This window comes from Mycobacterium sp. NGS49, assembly GCF_059812565.1.
This window is the reverse complement of record NZ_JCALCX010000009.1, coordinates 24,658-42,828: the sequence shown is the minus strand read 5'-3', so window position 1 is coordinate 42,828 and position 18,171 is coordinate 24,658. Positions and strand designations below refer to the sequence as shown.

At 68.1% G+C, this 18,171-nt stretch carries 17 protein-coding genes; 2 read left to right on the top strand and 15 right to left on the bottom strand.

Going from position 1 to position 18,171, the window contains the following annotated elements; genetic code table 11:
- Positions 1 to 75 precede the first annotated feature (75 nt).
- The 14 genes from AC5Y7D_RS11290 to ctaD form a co-directional block, all read right to left on the bottom strand.
- Positions 76 to 1,212, bottom strand: coding sequence for a class I SAM-dependent methyltransferase (locus AC5Y7D_RS11290; protein WP_499923947.1), 1,137 nt, complete (start codon positions 1,210 to 1,212; stop codon positions 76 to 78).
- Positions 1,213 to 1,259: 47 nt separating this feature from the next.
- The gene (locus tag AC5Y7D_RS11285) at positions 1,260 to 2,234 is read right to left on the bottom strand and encodes a class I SAM-dependent methyltransferase (RefSeq protein WP_499923944.1); all 975 of its coding nucleotides are present in this window, start codon (positions 2,232 to 2,234) and stop codon (positions 1,260 to 1,262) included.
- A gap of 21 nt (positions 2,235 to 2,255) precedes the next feature.
- Positions 2,256 to 3,023 carry an enoyl-CoA hydratase gene (locus AC5Y7D_RS11280; protein ID WP_499923943.1) on the bottom strand — a complete coding sequence of 256 codons (768 nt, stop codon included), beginning with the start codon at positions 3,021 to 3,023 and terminating at the stop codon, positions 2,256 to 2,258.
- Positions 3,020 to 3,850, bottom strand: a complete 831-nt coding sequence (locus AC5Y7D_RS11275; protein ID WP_499923942.1) for an NUDIX hydrolase — start codon at positions 3,848 to 3,850, stop codon at positions 3,020 to 3,022. The genes AC5Y7D_RS11280 and AC5Y7D_RS11275 overlap by 4 nt, the downstream gene beginning before the upstream one ends.
- Positions 3,847 to 4,689: an ABC transporter ATP-binding protein gene (locus AC5Y7D_RS11270; protein WP_499923940.1), complete on the bottom strand. Its 843-nt coding sequence runs from the start codon at positions 4,687 to 4,689 to the stop codon at positions 3,847 to 3,849. Before AC5Y7D_RS11270 ends, AC5Y7D_RS11275 begins: the two co-directional genes overlap by 4 nt.
- 116 nt (positions 4,690 to 4,805) lie before the next feature.
- Entirely contained in the window at positions 4,806 to 6,263 is a 1,458-nt protein-coding gene (locus AC5Y7D_RS11265; RefSeq protein WP_499923939.1) for a hydrogenase large subunit, read from the bottom strand.
- Positions 6,263 to 7,726, bottom strand: coding sequence for a proton-conducting transporter transmembrane domain-containing protein (locus tag AC5Y7D_RS11260; protein ID WP_499924169.1), 1,464 nt, complete (start codon positions 7,724 to 7,726; stop codon positions 6,263 to 6,265). Before AC5Y7D_RS11260 ends, AC5Y7D_RS11265 begins: the two co-directional genes overlap by 1 nt.
- Positions 7,727 to 7,734: 8 nt before the next feature.
- A complete protein-coding gene (locus AC5Y7D_RS11255; protein WP_499923938.1) occupies positions 7,735 to 8,394 on the bottom strand; it encodes a hypothetical protein in 660 nt (219 codons plus the stop codon).
- A 4-nt stretch (positions 8,395 to 8,398) separates the two neighbouring features.
- Complete coding sequence (locus AC5Y7D_RS11250; RefSeq protein WP_499923936.1) at positions 8,399 to 9,358, bottom strand: respiratory chain complex I subunit 1 family protein; 960 nt, start codon at positions 9,356 to 9,358, stop codon at positions 8,399 to 8,401.
- The gene (locus tag AC5Y7D_RS11245; protein WP_499924167.1) at positions 9,355 to 11,271 is read right to left on the bottom strand and encodes a proton-conducting transporter transmembrane domain-containing protein; all 1,917 of its coding nucleotides are present in this window, start codon (positions 11,269 to 11,271) and stop codon (positions 9,355 to 9,357) included. The genes AC5Y7D_RS11250 and AC5Y7D_RS11245 overlap by 4 nt, the downstream gene beginning before the upstream one ends.
- 50 nt (positions 11,272 to 11,321) lie before the next feature.
- Positions 11,322 to 11,801, bottom strand: a complete 480-nt coding sequence (locus AC5Y7D_RS11240; RefSeq protein ID WP_499923935.1) for an NADH-quinone oxidoreductase subunit B family protein — start codon at positions 11,799 to 11,801, stop codon at positions 11,322 to 11,324.
- Between the two features lie 8 nt (positions 11,802 to 11,809).
- A complete protein-coding gene (locus tag AC5Y7D_RS11235) occupies positions 11,810 to 12,154 on the bottom strand; it encodes an ArsR/SmtB family transcription factor (RefSeq protein ID WP_499923934.1) in 345 nt (114 codons plus the stop codon).
- A 189-nt stretch (positions 12,155 to 12,343) separates the two neighbouring features.
- Positions 12,344 to 13,579, bottom strand: a complete 1,236-nt coding sequence (gene serB, locus AC5Y7D_RS11230; protein WP_499923931.1) for a phosphoserine phosphatase SerB — start codon at positions 13,577 to 13,579, stop codon at positions 12,344 to 12,346.
- 14 nt (positions 13,580 to 13,593) lie between these two features.
- Entirely contained in the window at positions 13,594 to 15,354 is a 1,761-nt protein-coding gene (ctaD, locus tag AC5Y7D_RS11225; RefSeq protein ID WP_499923930.1) for an aa3-type cytochrome oxidase subunit I, read from the bottom strand.
- 192 nt (positions 15,355 to 15,546) lie between these two features.
- Here ctaD and AC5Y7D_RS11220 point away from each other — a divergent pair, with 192 nt between their 5' ends.
- Together AC5Y7D_RS11220 and AC5Y7D_RS11215 are read left to right on the top strand one after the other, a co-directional pair.
- On the top strand, positions 15,547 to 16,623 hold the full coding sequence (locus AC5Y7D_RS11220) for an iron-siderophore ABC transporter substrate-binding protein (protein WP_499924165.1): 1,077 nt from the start codon (positions 15,547 to 15,549) through the stop codon (positions 16,621 to 16,623).
- Positions 16,624 to 16,712: 89 nt separating this feature from the next.
- A complete protein-coding gene (locus AC5Y7D_RS11215) occupies positions 16,713 to 17,753 on the top strand; it encodes an NAD(P)-dependent alcohol dehydrogenase (protein WP_499923929.1) in 1,041 nt (346 codons plus the stop codon).
- On the opposite strand, the gene AC5Y7D_RS11210 is transcribed toward AC5Y7D_RS11215, so the two are convergent.
- On the bottom strand, positions 17,742 to 18,158 hold the full coding sequence (locus AC5Y7D_RS11210; RefSeq protein WP_499923928.1) for a DUF3349 domain-containing protein: 417 nt from the start codon (positions 18,156 to 18,158) through the stop codon (positions 17,742 to 17,744). The two genes, AC5Y7D_RS11215 and AC5Y7D_RS11210, sit on opposite strands and share 12 nt — an antisense overlap.
- Positions 18,159 to 18,171: the final 13 nt, after the last annotated feature.

Sequence of the window (18,171 nt, the reverse complement as noted above, 5' to 3'; positions counted from 1 at the left end):
CTTGCACCGAGTCCTTGCACACCAACGATGGCGCGAACACGCCCTATCACGTAATCGCCGCCAGCGTACCCGGCGTTACCGGGACGGACAGCAAACATAAGCCACGGCGTGACTCGCGGTATCCGCACCGCTGCGTCCGATGCGGGCGATCACCACCGACAGCGCTCTGTCACCGCGCAGCCGCAAGCGCCGACGCAGGGCGTCAGGGTCCACCTGCACCCCGCGGACCAGGATTTCCACCGCCCCGCAGCCCAGCGCCGTGAGGGCTTGACGCAACCGGCGCTCGTCGAAGGCAAGCTGCTCGAGGACTTCGAAGCCGCGCACGCCCGGTGGTAGCTCATTCCCGCTCAGGTAGGCGATGTCGGGGTCGAGTTGCCACAGCCCGTGGCGGGCGCCGTAGTGACGTACCAGCCCGGCCCGCACGACGGCGCCGTCGGGATCGACGATCCACCGCCCGGCAGGGCCCGTCGGGCAGTCGTCAGGGTCTGCTGAGGTGACCTGTTCGCCGCTATCGAGGACGCTCGCGCGTCGGCGCACCCCCGGCTGGGCCAGCCCGCCAGACCACAGACACGCCTCCCGAACGGAGCCCCGCAACGACGTCACCTCGATCTCACCGTCGAATCCGAGCCGCTGCAGTTCGTCGAAATCGATTCCGGGAGAGCACTTCACCGCCAGGTCCCGGCCGCGGTAGGCGTCCAGTAACGGGCCCAGCGCGGGCCGGTAGTCGGCCGGTCTGAAGCGGCGACGGCCGCCGCCGCGCCGCGCCGGGTCGGCGATGATGGCCGCGTCGCGGGTCACCGGGTGCAGGGCGTCGGCACGGCAGAGGGCGATTTCGTCGCCCAGGTTGTGGCGTGCCATCGACAGCCGGACAGGGTCGATGTCGCTGCCGATCAGGCGCTGCGCGACACCCCTCAAGGCGGCCAACTCCGTGCCGATGGAGCAGGTCGCGTCGTGCACCACCCGCCCGGCCAGCCGGCCGGCGCGGTGCAGCGCCACCGGTGCCGCCGTGGCCTGCTGCAGCGATTCGCCGGTGAACAGCCAGCCCGACACTTCGCCAAGCCCGCTCAGCTTCTCGGCCGCCTTGCGGCGCAGCAGCGTCGTCTCCACCAGGACCGGGGCCCGCTCGCCGAATCGGCTGCGCACCCGGGCAATGTCGGCGACCCGCGTGGTCTCGCTCAACTCCAGTTGGGCGACGGCCGCCAGGGCCGACATGCCCGATTCCGAGCGCAGATAGCTGACGTCGCCGGAGCCGAAGACACTCAGGAGGGTTTGACCCCGGTGACCATCACGTTGTAGAACCACCCCTTCGGGGCGACGTGCCGCCAGATGTTGGCGTCCACCCAGCTCAGCGCCTTCCAGCCGTTGAACGCGAACTTCGCCCAGCCCCAGCCCAGCTTGCCGGGCGGCACGGTGGACTCGAAGGTGCGTACCGGCCAGCCGAGCATGGCGGCGGTGAACTCCTCGCTGGCGGTCCTGATCTCCACCGCACCGGCGTTGGCGGCCATGCGCTCGAGGTCCTTGGGGTCGAACGTGTGCAGGTCGACGATCCATTCCAGGGCCGCGGCCCGCGAATTCTCGTCGATCTCCTCTTGCGGGCGGCGCCAGCTGCCCAGTCCGGGCAACTTCACCGCGCGGATGGTGACGTTCCATGTCAGGTCCGCCAGCGCCCGCGCGTAGCCGTTGCCCACCGTGGTCGGCTCCCCGGCGAACACGAACCGACCACCGGGCTTGAGGACGCGCAGCACCTCGCGCAGCGACAGTTCGACGTCGGGAATGTGGTGCAGCACGGCGTGCCCGACCACCAGGTCGAAGGTGTTGTCGTCGTAGGGGATGCCCTCGGCGTCGGCGACCCGGCCGTCGATGTCCAGACCCAGCGACTGCCCGTTGCGGGTGGCGACCTTGACCATGCCGGGCGAGAGATCGGTGACCGATCCGCGCCGGGCCACCCCGGCCTGGATCAGGTTGAGCAGGAAGAACCCGGTGCCGCAACCCAGTTCCAGGGCGCGGTCGTAGGGCAGGTCGCGAAGGACCTCTTCGGGCACTATCGCGTCGAAGCGGCCGCGGGCGTAATCGATGCAGCGCTGGTCATACGAGATGGACCACTTGTCGTCGTAGCTCTCGGCTTCCCAATCGTGGTAGAGCACCTGCGCGAGCTTGCTGTCGTGCCGGGCCGCCTCTACCTGCTCCGCGGTGGCGTGGGGGTTGGCGGCGGGGATTTCAGAACTCCTCGTCATGCAGGGCAGCCTATCCGCCCGCTAACCGCTACCGTTATCGCCGTCCTGACCAGCGGCGAACACCTCGACGTAACGGCGGTCGTCGGCGGCCAGCCGTTCGCTGGCGGAGGACCCGTTGTAGACGGCGTTGATTCCGGCTTTCGCGGCGGCCAGCGCGGTCCGCGGACCGCCCAGAAACCGCCTCGCCCAGGCCGCCGCGGCGTCGTACACGTCGTCGGGAGCGACCATGTCGTCGATCAGACCGAGTTCCAACGCCTCCTCGGCGTCGAAGAATCGGCCGCTGTAGACCAGTTCCTTGGCCCTGCTCGGACCGGCCGCACGGGTCAGACGGGCCATTCCGTCTCCGCCGGGCACCAGGCCGGCCAGGATCTCGGTGGCGCCGAATTTCACGTTGTCGCCGCTGACCCGCCAATCGGCGGCCAATGCCAACGTGAGGCCGGCGCCCAGGGCGTATCCGGTGATGGCCGCCACGGTGGGCTTGGGTATCGCCGCCACCGCCTCGACGGCCTCGCGCCGCACCCGCGCCGCGGTGCCGACCTCGGCGGTGCTGAGCGTTCGCAGTTCGGGCATATCGTCGCCGGCGGAGAAGATCTGGTGGCCGCCGAACAGGATCACCGCGGCGACGTCGTCGCGCCGGCCCAACTCGTCGGCGGCGGCGACGATCTCGCGGTAGACCTGCCGGGTCATTGCGTTGGTGGGTGGCCGGGACAGCAGCAGCATGGCCAGACCGGGGTCCTGCGACCCGTCGCTGACCATTACGGTCACGAACTCGCGTGAGTGAGTGCTCACAGGGGCCATTCCATCGATCCGCCGGCTTCCCGGGCCCGGTGGTAGCGGTCGGAGTCGAAGAACTCGAAGACCCAGTTGTCGCCTCGCTTCTCCAGCAGCGGCTGGACGGGCACGATCTGACGTTCGACGGCAAGCACCTCGGCGACGCTGCGGCCGGCCAATGAATCCAGCTGCGTCCAGGTCGGCGGCAGCAACACGTTGCGGCCGGACTCGAAGTCGGCGATAGCCTCCTGCGGCAGCGCCCAACCGGAGAAGTCCGATTCGGTGTTCTCACCGTCGGCGCGCTGCCCCTCGGGCAGGGCCGCCACGAAGAAGTAGGTGTCATAGCGACGGGTCCGCTCGGCTTCCGGAGTGACCCAGTTCGCCCACGGCCGAAGCAGATCCGAGCGCAACACCAACTTCTCGCGGCGCAGGAAGTCCGCGAAGGACAGCGTGTGGTCGGCCAGCGCGTGGCGCGATTCGCGGTACACCGAGGCGTCGCCGACGATGGCGTGCGGATCGTCGGCGGGGCCGGCGAACAGCACGCCCGACTCCTCGAACGTCTCCCGCGCTGCGGAGCAAACCAAAGCGATGGCCAGGTCGGTCTCGATGCCGAACCGCTGCGCCCACCAGTCCGGCGGCGGACCGGCCCACGCGCCCTTGGTTACCAGGTCGGCGTTGCGGTCGCGGTCGTCGACCCCGCCACCGGGGAAGACGATGACCCCGGGAGCGAACTCCATGGCGGAATGACGGCGCATCAGGAAGATGTTCAAGCCCCCGGGCGCATCGCGGACCAGCATCACGGTGGCGGCCGGACGCGCCGGGAGCGGAACGTGCGGTTCGTTCATGAGCGCCTCCGATGCGCTGCTCGAGTCCGAACCCGACGGGCGAAGTACCGTCCGTCGACCACATCCAGCGCGATCCGCTGCCCGAACGCCGCGGACAGGTTTTCGGCGTTCAACACGTCGGGCAGCAGGCCGGAGGCGACGACCTGACCCTCCGACAGCAGCAGGCAGTGACTGAATCCCGGTGGCACTTCCTCGACGTGATGGGTGACCAGCACCAGCGCCGGCGCGTCGGGGTCGGCGGCCAGATCGGCCAGCCGGGCCACCAGTTCCTCGCGGCCACCCAAGTCCAGACCGGCGGCGGGCTCGTCGAGCAGCAGCAATTCCGGATCGGTCATCAGGGCGCGCGCGATCAGCACCCGCTTACGCTCGCCCTCGGACAGGGTTCCGTAGGTTCGGTCAGCGAGGTGCTCGGCACCCAGGCTCTCCAGCATGTCGACCGCGCGGCGGTAGTCGACGTCCTCGTAGCGCTCGCGCCAGCGGCCCAGCACCGAGTAGCCGGCCGACACGACGAGGTCGCGCACCACTTCGTCGGACGGTATGCGCTGGGCCAGGGCGGAAGAGCTCAGCCCGATGCGGGCGCGCAGCTCGCTGACGTCGACCCGGCCGAGCCGCTCCCCCAGCACGAACGCCGTCCCGCCGGAGGGGTGCTCGGAGGCAGCGGCCATGCGCAGCAGCGACGTCTTTCCCGCCCCGTTGGGTCCGATGATCACCCAGCGTTCGTCGAGTTCGACGGCCCAGTCCAGCGGTCCCACCAGGGTGCGTCCGCCACGGCGCAGCGACACATTTCTGAAGTCGATCAGCAGGTCGGGATCGGCCTCGAGAGAGCCTGATTCGGGCACCCGCCCATCGTGCCGTACCGCACCCCGGCGCTGGTTGCCGGGTCGCGTTACCCCGCGAAGAGACACAAAATCGCGCTGGAGCGTCCGCTCCAACGCGATTTTGTGTCTGCTCACCCTTATAGGTCGTTGCCGGCGTAGGACAGGTTGAAGCTCTTGTTGGCCAACGGGAAGTCCGGCACGATCGTGTCGGCCATCGCGACGGGCAGGGCGGGCCAGTTGAACCAGGACGGATCGACCACCTTGCACCGCGTGACCGTCCCGGCGTCGACCTCGACCCGGTGGACCACCGTCCCGCGCCACCCTTCGACGATCCCCACCCCCGAATTCCGGCCCGCCGGCAGGGGTGACTGGTGCTCCAACCGGCCATCGTGCCGATCGATGCACGCCGCGATGAGGTCGACGGACGCGGCGAACTCGTCGCGCCGGATCGTGTAGCGGGCCAGCACGTCCCCCTCGGTCCGGACCACCGGAACGACCGGCATTGCGGTGGTCGGGTGGTCCAGGCGCGCGTCGGTGCTGACGCCGCTGGCGCGGGCCACGTAGCCCAGGCAGCCGAGGGCATGGGCATCGTCGCGGCTCAGCACCGCGGTGTCGGCAAACCGGTCGTAGATAACCGGATTGCCCAGTGTCAGTTCGCTGATCTCGGCAACATCGCGGGCCAGCGTGCGCAACTCCGCGAGATCCGGAAGTTGCTGCAGTACAACGCCACCCGGCCGCATCGCGCCGCGTAACAGGCGATGGCCGGTGACCCGGCCGTTGATCCGCAACAGGCATTCGCGGACGCGTTGGGCGTGTGCATTGGCCAGCGCGAAGCCGACATCGTTGGCCAGTGCGCCCAAGTCGGCGGCATGGTTGTAGAGCCGCTCCAATTCGACCAGCATCGCCCGCAACGCGTGCACCGGTTCGGGTATGTCGACCCCGAGCGCATCCTCGGCGGCAAGGCTATAGGCCATGGCATGCGCGGCCGAGCTGTCGCCGCTGATTCGCTCGGCGAACTCGACGGCACCCGGGGCGGTACGCCCTTCAAACAGCTTCTCGACTCCCCTGTGCACGAACCACAATCGAGCCTTCAGCCGCAACACCGATTCACCGATGACCGAAAACCGGAAGTGCCCCGGCTCGATCAGGCCGGCGTGCACGGGTCCGACCGGAATCTCGAAAACCCCTGGGCCGTCGACGGTCACGAACGGGAATCCGCCGACCGTCGCGAAGTCCGGGGGCCGCCCGGCATTGCGGCGCATCGGATGCCAGTCCTGCGGCCAGTGCGCGTGGCTGACCAACCGTCGCGGCTGGGGATGCCCGAGCGGCAGCACGCCGTAGAGGTCCATCATCTCGCGCTCGAAGCGGCCGGCGGGGATCGACAGATGGCCAAGCGAGGGCACCGACGGCTGGGCGGTATCGGTGGTCAGCGTGAGCTCGACTCGGCGGTCCGGCCCGCCGGCCAACAACAGGTACACGATCCTCATCGCATCGCCGTCATCGTGGGCAGCCACCAGCGCCAGCCGAAAACCGTTGTCCAGCAGATCCTCTACTGCTCCGGCGAGTTCGTCGCTCGAGACCTCGCGCCGTTGCATCAACCCGCTCCGAACTGGCCGGCGGCAGCACTGAACAAGCCGGTGAGTGGTCCTGCCGTCACCCCCAGCACCAGTGACGCCGCCACACCGGTGACCAGGGCGCCCGCCACGGCGGCGGGTACCACGATGGGCGGCGCCTGGTCGCTCGGCGCCCCGAGCAGGATGCGCCGCGAATTGCCGACCTGCGCCGAGAACGCCACCACCATGAGCAACAGTGTGATGGACAGTGCCCAGGACAACCGGGCATCGGCCAGCGAACGGGCGATCGAGATCTCGCTGGCGAACATGGCGAACGGCGGTAACCCAAGCAGGACAACCACACCGACGGCGAAGGACCCGCCGACCAACCGCGACCGCGACAAGACGGCGCCGATCTCGTCGATCGCCGTCGAGCCGTGCGCCGCCTGCAACTGCCCACCGGCCAGGAACAGCACCGTCTTGCCGACGCCGTGCGCCAGCACGTGCAGCAACAGTGCGGCGATCGCAAGCTTGGTGCCCGCGGCCGCCGCCACCGCGATCAATCCCATGTTCTCCATCGAGGAGTACGCCAACATCCGCTTGAGATCGGTTGCCACCGTGAGCAACAGCGCGGCGACCAACACCGTGGCGAGCCCCACCGTCAAGAGACCGGCGCGCAGGAAGCCCGGCCCCACCGCAGCGTCGACGATCGGCCGTAGCCGGATCAGCACCGAAAACGCAACCGACAGAAGCACTCCGCTCATCAACGCCGACACCGGCGCCGGGGCCTGGCTGTGCGCATCGGCAAGCCAACCGTGAAACGGTACCAACCCGACCTTCGCGCCATATCCGATCAGCAGCAGGCCGCCGGCCAGCCTGGTGACCGCCGGGTCGAGATGTGCGGCGCGGGCGGCCAGCACATCGAGGTTCAGGGCGCCGGCGCCGCCGGCGCCGGCATGACGCGCGGCGAAGTACAACAGGACGGTACCCAGAAACGCGACGGCGATGCCGACCGAGCAGATCACCACGTACTTCCAGGTTGCTTCCAGGGCCGTGGCGGTGCGACGGTGTCCGACCAGAAACGCCGTGATCACCGTGGTGGCTTCGACGGCTACCCAGATCACGCCGATGTTGTTGGCGGATACCGCAATTGCCATGGCCGACAGGAACGCTGGAATCAGCGTGCCATACATGCGCGCGTCGCGCCGGTCGGTGTGGCCGCGGGCCAGTTCGGCGTCGATGTAGCCGATGCCCGCCCAGGTCGCCAGGGTGCCGACGACGCCGATGACGATCAGCATCGTCACCGACAGCGCATCGGTGCGCAGCAGACCGCCCAGCACGACGTGCTGGCGCACGCCGGTCGTGATGGCCAGCGCCACGGCGGATCCCAGAACGGCCAACGCCGACAGCACCGTCAGCACCGTGGTCGGGCGCCGCCACCCGCCGACGAACGCGACGCCGGCGGCCACCGCGGGCGCCAGTATCGGCGCCAAAATCAATCCCATCGTCATACTCAATCCCGCAATCTCTGCAGCCGGTCGAGGTCGGGTCGGCCGAACATGCGCCGCAGTCGGCCGGTCAGCACGCCCAACACGATCAGCGCGAACAGCACATCCAGCGAGGCACCGAGTTCGACGATCAACGGCACCCCCGACGTCAGCAGAAATGCCGTGGCCGCAATCCCGTTGTCCAACATCAGGAAACCCGCAGCCTGGGAGATGGCGTGCCGACGGGTGACCATCACGAACATCGCGATCAGCACCACCGCCAGCCCCGCCGGGACGGCACTGACCGCGGCGCCCGGGTCCAGGTCCACCACCGGCCTGGTGACGGCCAGGGCGACCATCGTGAGCGCGGCAGCGATCAACAGCGACGCGGTGCTGTTGACCAGTGGTGTCGCCTCGCGCTGCTGTCGCTCTTCGGCGCCCAGTGCGCGCGCGAGCAGCCAGGGCAACACCACCCCGCGCAACACGAACAAAGCCGCCCCGACCGCGACCAGCTCCCAATCCTGACTGTGCACACCGAGAATCGCCGGTATTGCCGCCAGGGCCACACCTTGCAGCGCCAGCAACCGCACGATCGAACGCAGGTCACGCCGCCACACGATCAGCACCGCGGTCAGCACCAGTCCGCCCGGTGCCAGATCGAGCACGCCCACGTAAGAGTCGGTCATCCCGTCACGCCGGTGCCGCAAAGAAGTTCGCTGAACTCACCGCGAGCAGAGCCAGCAGAAAGGAACCGGCCAGTAATTCAGGCACCCGGAACAGTCGCAGCTTGGCGATGAACACCTCAGCGCCGGCCAGGACGACCGCGGCCGCGGCCACCTTGCCGCTGACGGCGGCGATGCCGATGCCCACGCCGAGCAGGGTGGGCCGGTCACCGGCAATCCCCCACGGGACAAACAGATTCGCCAGCAACGCCAGCAGCACCGTCAGGCGCATGGCGCCCGCCCACTCGACGAGTGCCAGCTTCGGTCCGGCATACTCGAGCACCATCGCCTCGTGCACCATGGTCAGTTCCAGGTGGGTCGCCGGGTTGTCCACCGGCAGCCGTCCGGTCTCGGCGATGACGACGATCACCAACGCGACGAATGCCAGTATTCCCGCCACCGACACCACCTCGCCGGGGTTGGCTAGGGTGAAGCCGACGATGGCGCCCAGATTGGCCGAACGAGCCGGAATGGACAGCGCGAAGACGGCGAGCAGAATCGTCGGCTCCACCAGCGCGGCGATGGTGATCTCACGGCTGGCGCCCATACCGCCGAAGGACGTGCCGGTGTCGATGCCTGCCAGCGTCAACGCGACCGTGCCCACGAACAGCAGGCCGACCACACCGAACAGGTCCGCGACCGGATCCAGCGGCGAACCGGTTGCCACCAGTGGCACTATCGCGGCGATCAGCAGCGTGGTGGCCGCCAAGACCACCGGCGCGGCCGCGAAGACCAGCGTGGTACCCGACGGGGTGATCTGCTGTTTGCGCAGCTGCTTACGCAGATCCCGCCAAGGCTGCAAAACGCCTGCGCCGCGCCGTCCCTCGGACCGGGCGCGGACCTGGCGCATCAACCCGAGCACCAACGGTGCCCCGGCCATGACACCGCTGATCTGCGCCGCACCGGCCAGCGCGGAGCTGACGTTCATCGCGCTACCACCAAGACGATCAACACACCGAGGACGCCGTAACCGAGGTAGAGATGCACACTTCCGTTGTGGGCGCGGCGGACCGCCATGGCGCATGCGGCTAGGGTCCGCAATACCGGAGCGTAGATCCGGTCTTCGATGGCGTCGGAGACGTTGGCCCGGTAGGCGATCCGCGCGACGTGGTAGCGGGTTTCCTCCAGGTGTGTCACCTCGACACCGGTATCGGGCCGCAAGACGTCGTCGAAGACTCGTTGCAGCGGTTGGGCGAAAGATGTTGCGGTGTATTGCATCCGCGGTGTGAGGTCGTCGGCGCCGCAAGCCCAAAGCGGCGAGGTCGCCGGTTCGGGGCGGTGCCGCGATCCGCACCTGGTCAATGCCGGCACAACCAGGAGCGCGCCGGCCAGCGCGGCGGCCAGCAGGGTCGGCGACATGGAACCGTCGATTCCCGGCAGCCGCAGCACCATCCCCATGCCGGTCAGGTCGGCGTTGCGAGACGCCGGGACACTGTCCAGCACCGACTGCAGGGTCGGGGCGGCGACGAACGGTAGCACGGCGACGACGACGCAACCGGCGGCGGCCACCGCCATCCCGCCCAGCATGCTGGCCGGCGCCTCGCGCGCATGAGCTGCCCCCTCGGAACGGGCGCGCGCCAAAAAGCCGGTACCGAACGCCTTGACCATCGCCGCCACCCCTAACCCCGTCGTCAGCGCCACCGCTCCAATGCCGATGGGCGTCACCAATCCGATTAACGAACTGTGTTCGGGCCGGGCATGAATCAGCGACTGCACCAGCAGCCATTCGCTGACGAATCCCGCACCCAGCGGCAACCCCGACGCGCCCAGGGCGGACAATCCGAAAAGAGTTGTGGTATAGGGCATTCGGCGCGCCAGCCCGCCCAGCCGGTCCAGGTCGCGCACACCGGTGGCCACCAGGACCGAACCGGCGGCCATGAATCCGAGGCTCTTGAAAGCAGCGTGCGCGATCAGGTGCAGCAGGGCGGCCGTCATGGCGATCACGGCGGCCGCACCGGCGCCGCAGGCCGAAAAGAGCGTCGCGGTACCCAGCGCCAAGACGACCAGGCCCATGTTCTCGATCGTCGAATACCCCAGCAGGCGTTTGAGGTCCGCGGCAACGGAAGCCTGCAGCACCCCGTACATGGCCGAGATCGCACCGACGACCAGCAGCGTGGCGCCCCACCACCGCGGGCCAGGGCCGAGCACCTGCAGGTCTATCCGGATGATCCCGTACACGCCGAGGTTGACCATTGCGGCACTCATCAACGCCGATACCGGACTCGGCGCTTCGGGGTGCGCGCGCGGCAACCACGCATGCATGGGCAGCAGGCCTGCCTTGGATCCGAAACCCAGCAGAGTCAACACAAAGACCGCGTTGCGCGTCGGACCCGAGATCCCGGTCATGTCGGCGAACCGGTCGCTGCCCGCCGCCGCGGCCGCCACCATCAGCCCGAGCAGGATCGCGGCAAAACCCAGCTGTGTCATCACCGCGTAATAGGCTGCCGCGGAACGGACTTCCGCCCGGCCATGGCCAGAGGCCAGCAGGATCAAGGAGGTGATCGCCATCAGCTCCCAGGCCAGCAGAAAGGTGGTCGCCGACCCGGCAGCGGGCACCAACAGCATCGCTGCGACGAACAGCGGCATTGTCAGCTGCGCGACCGCGCCGAGCCGCTCGCGGCGCAGGTAGCCGATGCTGTAAACGCCCACGGCGACGGCGACCGCCCCGGTCAACGCGATGAAGAACCCGCCCAGTCGGTTGACGTCGAGTTCAATCCCGCTCAGTGCCAGCAGCCAGGGCACCCGCACCGGCGGTACGGTTCCGAATATCGCGCTCAGCCCCAGCGTCACACCCGCAGCACCGATTCCGGCCGTCGCCCCGCCACTGAATCCGGAGCCGATTCCGTTGCGGGACAACGTTTCCGGCGTAGCATCGCCAGCCAGCGCCGCCGTCACCGGCCCGTCACCGATCGCAACGCCGCAACCACCTGATCGGGCGAGGGCGGACAGCCCGGGACCTGTACGTCGACCGGGATCACCTCACCGACCGCGCCCACCACCCCGTAGGCATCACCGAACACGCCGCGGTTGACGGCGCAGTCTCCACAGGCGATCACCACCCGCGGATGCGGCGTCGCTGCCAGGGTGTTACGCAGCGGCTGCGCCATGTTGCGGGTCACCACGCCGGTGACCAGGAGCGCGTCCGCGTGCCGGGGCGACGCGACCAGCCGGGCGCCGAACCGCTCGGCGTCGTAGACCGGCCCGAACGCTCCGGAGATCTCCACCTCGCAGCCGTTGCACGAACCCGCATCGACGTGCCGCACCTGCAATGATCCCCTGACCCCGGTCGGCGCTGCCACGGCCGACGCGGGTTGCCGGCCCGCACTTTCGGTGATCCGCCCGAGCCGCAGTATTCTGCCCAACCAACCCATCTGCGTGCCTAGCGCCGGCCCGCGGAAGGGTTGGCGCGCAGGTCCTCGAGCATCGCGACCTGGCCGGTCAGCATGCCGGTCAGCACCCGGCGGGCCACCGCCATCAGTTCGGCGATCAGTGGTGAGGTGATCGAGTAGATCACCGTGTTGCCATCCTTGCGCGCCGTCACCACCCCGGCCCGGCGCAGCACCGCGAGTTGTTGGGACAGGTTCGAGGACTCCAGGCCCACTTCCGGCAGTAACTCAGCCACCGTGTGGTCGCGCTCCGACAACAGCTCGAGGATCCGGACCCGTGCCGGGTGGCCCAGGGTCTTGAAGAACTCGGCCTTCAACTTGTAAAGCGGCTCCGACACCCGACCCTCGCTAAGACTTCATCAATTTAACAATTGAAGAACTTATCATGTGTTGGGTACCGCCCTGGCGCGAGCAGTCGCAAAGTCACCTTGGAGCGCACGCTCCGAGGCGACTTTGCGTCTGCTCGCCGAGCTGAGCGGCAGCTCCCCCGCCCGAGCTGCCAGGCCGGGCCGAGCCAGCCGAGCCGACTACTCGGCGGGGATTTCGACCCGGCGGACCACGCCGTCCATCGCGTCGGCGGCTTCGATCTCGCCGCGCGTCACGCCGAGAAGGAAGAGCACGGTGTCCAGGTACGGATGGCTCAACGACGCGTCCGCCACCTCACGCAGCGCGGGCTTGGCGTTGAATGCGATGCCCATGCCCGCGGCCGCCAGCATGTCGATGTCGTTGGCGCCGTCGCCGACCGCGACGGTCTGCTCCATCGGCACCCCGTACTGCTCGGCGAACGCCCGCAACGCGGTGGCTTTACCGGCGCGATCGACGATCGTGCCCAATACGCGGCCGGTGAGGGTGCCGTCGACGATCTCCAACTCGTTGGCGGCCACGAAGTCCAGTTTGAGCTCCTCGGCCAGGGGCTCGATGATGCGCCGGAAGCCGCCGGACACCACGCCGCAGCGAAAACCCAAGCGCTGCAGCGTACGCAGCGTGGTGCGGGCCCCCGGCATCAGCTCCAGCTGGCCGGCGACGTCATCGATCACCGACGCGGGCAGGCCCGCCAGCGTGGCGACCCGCTGCTCGAGCGATTCCGCGAAGTCCAGTTCGCCACGCATGGCGGCCTCGGTGATCGCCGCGACCTTGCCCTCGGCGCCGGCACGGGCCGCCAGCATCTCGATGACCTCGCCCTGGACCAACGTCGAGTCGACGTCGAACACGATTAGCCGTTTGGTGCGCCAGGCCAGACCGTAATCCTCCAGCGCCACGTCGACCTGCTCATCGGCGGCCACCTTGGTAAGCGAACTCTGCAGCGGACCGTAGGCGCCGGGCGGCACGGAGACCCGCAGCTCCAGACCGGTGACCGGGTAATCGGAGACGCCGCGGATGAAATCGATGTTGACGCCGAGATCCGCCACTTCCCTGGCCACCGCGCCGAAGGCCCGGGCGGTGATGGGGCGGCCCAGCACGAAAATGGTGTGGGTGGACGGCTCCTGGATGATCGGCAGGTCGTCACTTCGCTCGATCGCGACGTCCAAGCCCACGTCACGGATTGCCGTTTCGACGTCGTCCCGCAACGCGGTGCCGTCGGCGACCTCCTGTGGGCAGGACACCAGTACGCCCAGCGTCAGGCGGGACCTGATCACCACCTGCTCGACGTTGAGCAGCTCGACCCGGTGCCGGGCAAGCACGCCGAAGAGCGCAGACGTGACCCCTGGCTGGTCGACGCCGGTGACGGTGATCAGCACCGACACCTTGGGTGACTTACTCACCCAGGTTGCCGCCGCTACTGCTCACTTGTCGAGCGATCCGGCTCGGTCCGTGGACCGAAGCCCTTCGGGGACTCACCGGCGGTGGCGTGACGGCCGATGTGGGCTTCGGCACGCATCCGCTCGACCATATGCGGGTAGTGCAGTTCGAACGCCGGACGCTCCGAACGGATCCGGGGCAGTTCGGTGAAGTTGTGCCGCGGCGGCGGGCAGCTGGTCGCCCACTCCAGCGAGTTGCCATAGCCCCACGGGTCGTCGACGGTCACGACCTCGCCGTAGCGCCAGCTCTTGAACACGTTCCAGACGAACGGGAACATCGAGATGCCGAGGATGAAGGCCCCGATGGTGGAGACGATGTTCAGCGTGGTGAAGCCATCGGTGGGCAGGTAGTCGGCATAGCGGCGCGGCATGCCCGCGTCACCGACCCAGTGCTGCACCAGGAAGGTGGTGTGGAACCCGATGAACGTCAACCAGAAGTGCAGCTTGCCCAGCCGTTCGTCGAGCAGCCGCCCGGTCATCTTCGGGAACCAGAAGTAGATGCCCGCGTACGTGGAGAACACGATGGTGCCGAACAGCACGTAGTGGAAGTGCGCGATCACGAAGTAGCTGTCGGTGACGTGGAAGTCCAGGGGCGGGCTGGCCAACAGCACACCGCTGAGACCGCCGAGCAGGAACGTCACGGCGAAACCGATGGCGAACAGCATCGGCGTCTCGAAGGTCAACTGCCCCTTCCACATCGTGCCCACCCAGTTGAAGAACTTGATCCCGGTCGGGACCGCGATGAGGAAGGTCATGAAGGAGAAGAAGGGAAGCAGCACGGCTCCGGTGGCGAACATGTGGTGCGCCCACACCGCAACCGACAGGGCGGCGATCGACAATGTCGCGTAGACCAGGGTGGTGTAGCCGAAGATCGGCTTGCGCGAGAACACCGGGAAGATCTCGCTCACGACGCCGAAGAACGGCAACGCCAGGATGTAGACCTCGGGGTGGCCGAAGAACCAGAACAGGTGCTGCCACAACAGCACCCCGCCGTTGGCCGGGTCGTAGATGTGGGCACCGAGGTGCCGGTCGGCGGCGAGGCCGAACAGCGCGGCCGTCAGCAGCGGGAAGGCGATCAGCACCAGCACCGAGGTCACCAGGATGTTCCAGGTGAAGATCGGCATCCGGAACATCGTCATGCCCGGCGCGCGCATGCAGACCACCGTGGTGATCATGTTGACCGCGCCCAGGATGGTGCCCAGACCACCGACCGCGATGCCCATGATCCACAGGTCACCGCCGACGCCGGGTGAGTGGATGGCGTCGGTCAGCGGGGTGTAGGCAGTCCAGCCGAAGTCCGCGGCGCCGCCCGGGGTGATGAAGCCGGCGATGGCGATGGTCGCGCCGAACAGGAAAAGCCAGAACGAGAACGCGTTCAGCCGCGGGAAGGCCACGTCGGGAGCACCGATCTGCAGCGGCAGCACCAAATTGGCGAAGCCGAACACGATCGGGGTGGCATAGAACAGCAGCATGGCCGTGCCGTGCATGGTGAACAGCTGGTTGTACTGCTCATTCGACAGGAACTGCAGACCGGGTACCGCGAGCTCCGCACGCATCAGCAGCGCCATCAGGCCGCCGATCATGAAGAAGATGAAGCAGGCGACGCAGTACATGATGCCGATCAGCTTGTGATCGGTCGTGGTGATCAGCTTGTAGACCAGGTTGCCCTTGGGGCCGGTCCGGGCCGGGTAGGGACGGACTGCCTCGAGTTCTCCCAAGGGGGGCGCTTCGGCTGTCAACAGCTCCTCCAAACATCCATCCGGACAAGGGCGCACAACAATGCTGCCTCGAATCTTAGCCCGCGTTCGGCTCGACGGTAGGCCTGGTCCTACAAACTGTCGTAATTGGTTCGGCGAGCGCCGGCCGGCCGCGCGGGCGGCGAGGGCTGAGCGGGCTGGAATGTTAACGTCGGACGCGTGCAATTTGGCGGCATCCGAACCGGCCTGGCCGCCCTGTCCGTCGCGGCGCTGGCCCTGACCTGCATTGCCTGCGGTTCGGACAAACCCACGGCGGCGTCGTCGCGACCTCTGGTCACGCCCACCACCCAGATCGCCGGGGCCGGGGTGCTGGGTAATGACCGCAAGCCCGAGGAGTCGTGTGCGCGCGAGGCCGCCGCGCCCGATCCCGGTCCCCCGCGCCCGGCCCCCAACGCCGCGGGCGTCGTGCCCGCTGACGCCCGGGTGCCGGCCGACCCCCAGCGCATCGTGGTGCTCTCCGGAGACCAGCTCGACATGCTGTGTGCACTGGGTCTGCAGTCCCGCATCGTCGCCGCGGCGTTGCCGGAAGGATCGTCGAGTCAGCCGACCTACCTCGGCAAGGTGGTGCACGACGCGCCGGGGGTCGGCTCCCGCAACGCGCCCGATCTGAAGGCCATCGCGGCGGCCCATCCGGACCTGATTCTGGGCTCGGTGGGGGTGACGCCGACGCTGTACCCGCAGCTGGCGGCGATCGCGCCGACCGTGTTCACCGCCGCTCCCGGCGCAGCCTGGGAGGAAAACCTGCGCGGCGTCGGCGCCGCGACGGCACGCAGCGGTGCCACCGACGGCCTGGTCAACGGTTTCCGCCAGCGCGCCGCCGATATCGGCGCCAAGCACGACGCTCCGCACTTCCAGGTGTCGGTGGTGCAGCTGACCACGACCACGATGCGCGTCTACGGGGCGAACAACTTTCCCGCCAGCGTGCTGACCGCGGTGGGCGTGGACCGTCCCGCCGCGCAGCGGTTCACCGACAAGCCCTATAGCGAGTTCGGCACTACCGACAGCGACCTGGCCAAGAATCCGGACTTCTCCGCCGCCGACGCCGACATCATCTACGTGTCGTGCGTCTCCCCCGCGGCGGCCGAGCGCGCCGCCGCGGTCCTGGACAGCGACCCGTGGCGCCGGCTGGGCGCCAACCGGGACAACCGGGTCTTCGTCGTCGACGACCAGATCTGGCAGACCGGCCAGGGGCTGATCGCCGCCCGTGGCATCGTCAATGACCTGCGCTGGATCAACGCGCCGATCAATTAGGTGATCAGCGCATCCCGGGCGCGACTGGCCCGAAACCGTTAACTTAGCTAACCTTTATTGGAGCGAAAATTCGATCCCAGAGGAAGATGATGAGCACCGTTTCCGCATACGCCGCGACATCGGCGACCGAACCGCTGACCAAGACCACGATCGAACGCCGCGAGCCCGGCCCCAACGATGTCGCCATCGATATCAAGTTCGCCGGAATCTGCCACTCCGACATCCACACCGTCAAAGCCGAGTGGGGCGTACCGAACTACCCGGTGGTACCGGGCCACGAGATTGCCGGCGTGGTCACCGCGGTCGGTTCCGAAGTGACCAGGCACAAGGTCGGCGACCACGTCGGCGTCGGCTGCATGGTGAACTCGTGCGGCCAGTGCAGCAGCTGTAAAGCCGGGCTCGAGCAGTACTGCAAGTCCGGCGCCACGTTCACCTACAACTCCATCGATAAGGACGGCACCCCGACGCAGGGTGGCTACAGCCAGGCGGTCGTCGTCAACGAGAACTTCGTCGTGCACATTCCCGACTCGCTGCCGCTGGATGCCGCGGCGCCGCTGCTGTGCGCCGGCATCACGCTGTTCTCGCCGCTGCGGCACTGGAAGGCCGGAAAGGACACCCGGCTGGCGATCGTCGGCTTGGGCGGCCTGGGCCACATGGGCGTCAAGCTGGGCGCGGCGATGGGTTGCGAGGTGAGCGTGCTGTCGCAGTCGCTGAAGAAGATGGAAGACGGATTGCGGTTGGGCGCAAGCAGTTACTACGCGACCGCCGATTCCGACACATTCAAAAAGTTGCGGGGCAGCTTCGACCTGATCCTGAACACCGTCTCGGCGAACCTGAATCTCGGCCAGTACCTCGGCCTCCTCGACGTCGACGGCACATTGGTCGAGCTCGGCATTCCCGAGCATCCGATGGAAGTGCCCGCGTTCCCGCTCGCGCTGGCGCGGCGCAGCCTGTCCGGTTCCAACATCGGCGGCATCGCCGAGACCCAGGAGATGCTCGATTTCTGCGCCGAACACCGCGTGACGCCCGAAATCGAGGTCATCGCAGCCGATTACGTCAACGAAGCCTACGAGCGCGTCCTGGCCAGCGACGTGCGCTATCGCTTCGTCATCGACATCTCAACCTTGTGAGGTAGCCCGCAGCCGGGCGGCCACCTCTTCGGCCGCCTCGCCGTCCTCGTCGCCGGGGATCACTTCGCTGACGTCGATGCCGGCCAGCGGCCAGCCGGCGGCGGCGAGGGTGGCGGCCACCCGCCGGACGTTCTCCGGACCGGGGTCGCGGTGGGTCAATTCGGCGATGGACTCGGCGATCTCGTTGCCGTCGATCACGCCGTCGACCACCGCGGGCGAGCCCTTGGCCGTGAGGTTGTCGATGACTTCCTTGAGCTGTTCTGCGGTCAGCGGCGTGCTGCGCAGCAGTGCGAACAGCGGGACCCGGTCGGGTCCGGGCACGCCCTCGGGATAGCCGGCCTGCAGCCAGCGGATCACCGAGCGAAAGAAGTGGGGGTGGGCGCAGTCTGCTTGGTCTTTCGTCACCCGCTCAGTGTTC

Bases quoted from the DNA above. Each gene is read 5' to 3' on its own strand.
- AC5Y7D_RS11290 (WP_499923947.1), bottom strand. From the start codon at position 1,212: ATGTCGGCCCTGGCGGCCGTCGCCCAACTGGAGTTGAGCGAGACCACG.
- AC5Y7D_RS11285 (WP_499923944.1), bottom strand. From the start codon at position 2,234: ATGACGAGGAGTTCTGAAATCCCCGCCGCCAACCCCCACGCCACCGCG.
- AC5Y7D_RS11275 (WP_499923942.1), bottom strand. From the start codon at position 3,850: ATGAACGAACCGCACGTTCCGCTCCCGGCGCGTCCGGCCGCCACCGTG.
- AC5Y7D_RS11265 (WP_499923939.1), bottom strand. From the start codon at position 6,263: ATGCAACGGCGCGAGGTCTCGAGCGACGAACTCGCCGGAGCAGTAGAG.
- AC5Y7D_RS11260 (WP_499924169.1), bottom strand. From the start codon at position 7,726: ATGGGATTGATTTTGGCGCCGATACTGGCGCCCGCGGTGGCCGCCGGC.
- AC5Y7D_RS11255 (WP_499923938.1), bottom strand. From the start codon at position 8,394: ATGACCGACTCTTACGTGGGCGTGCTCGATCTGGCACCGGGCGGACTG.
- AC5Y7D_RS11250 (WP_499923936.1), bottom strand. From the start codon at position 9,358: ATGAACGTCAGCTCCGCGCTGGCCGGTGCGGCGCAGATCAGCGGTGTC.
- AC5Y7D_RS11240 (WP_499923935.1), bottom strand. From the start codon at position 11,801: ATGGGTTGGTTGGGCAGAATACTGCGGCTCGGGCGGATCACCGAAAGT.
- AC5Y7D_RS11215 (WP_499923929.1), top strand. From the start codon at position 16,713: ATGAGCACCGTTTCCGCATACGCCGCGACATCGGCGACCGAACCGCTG.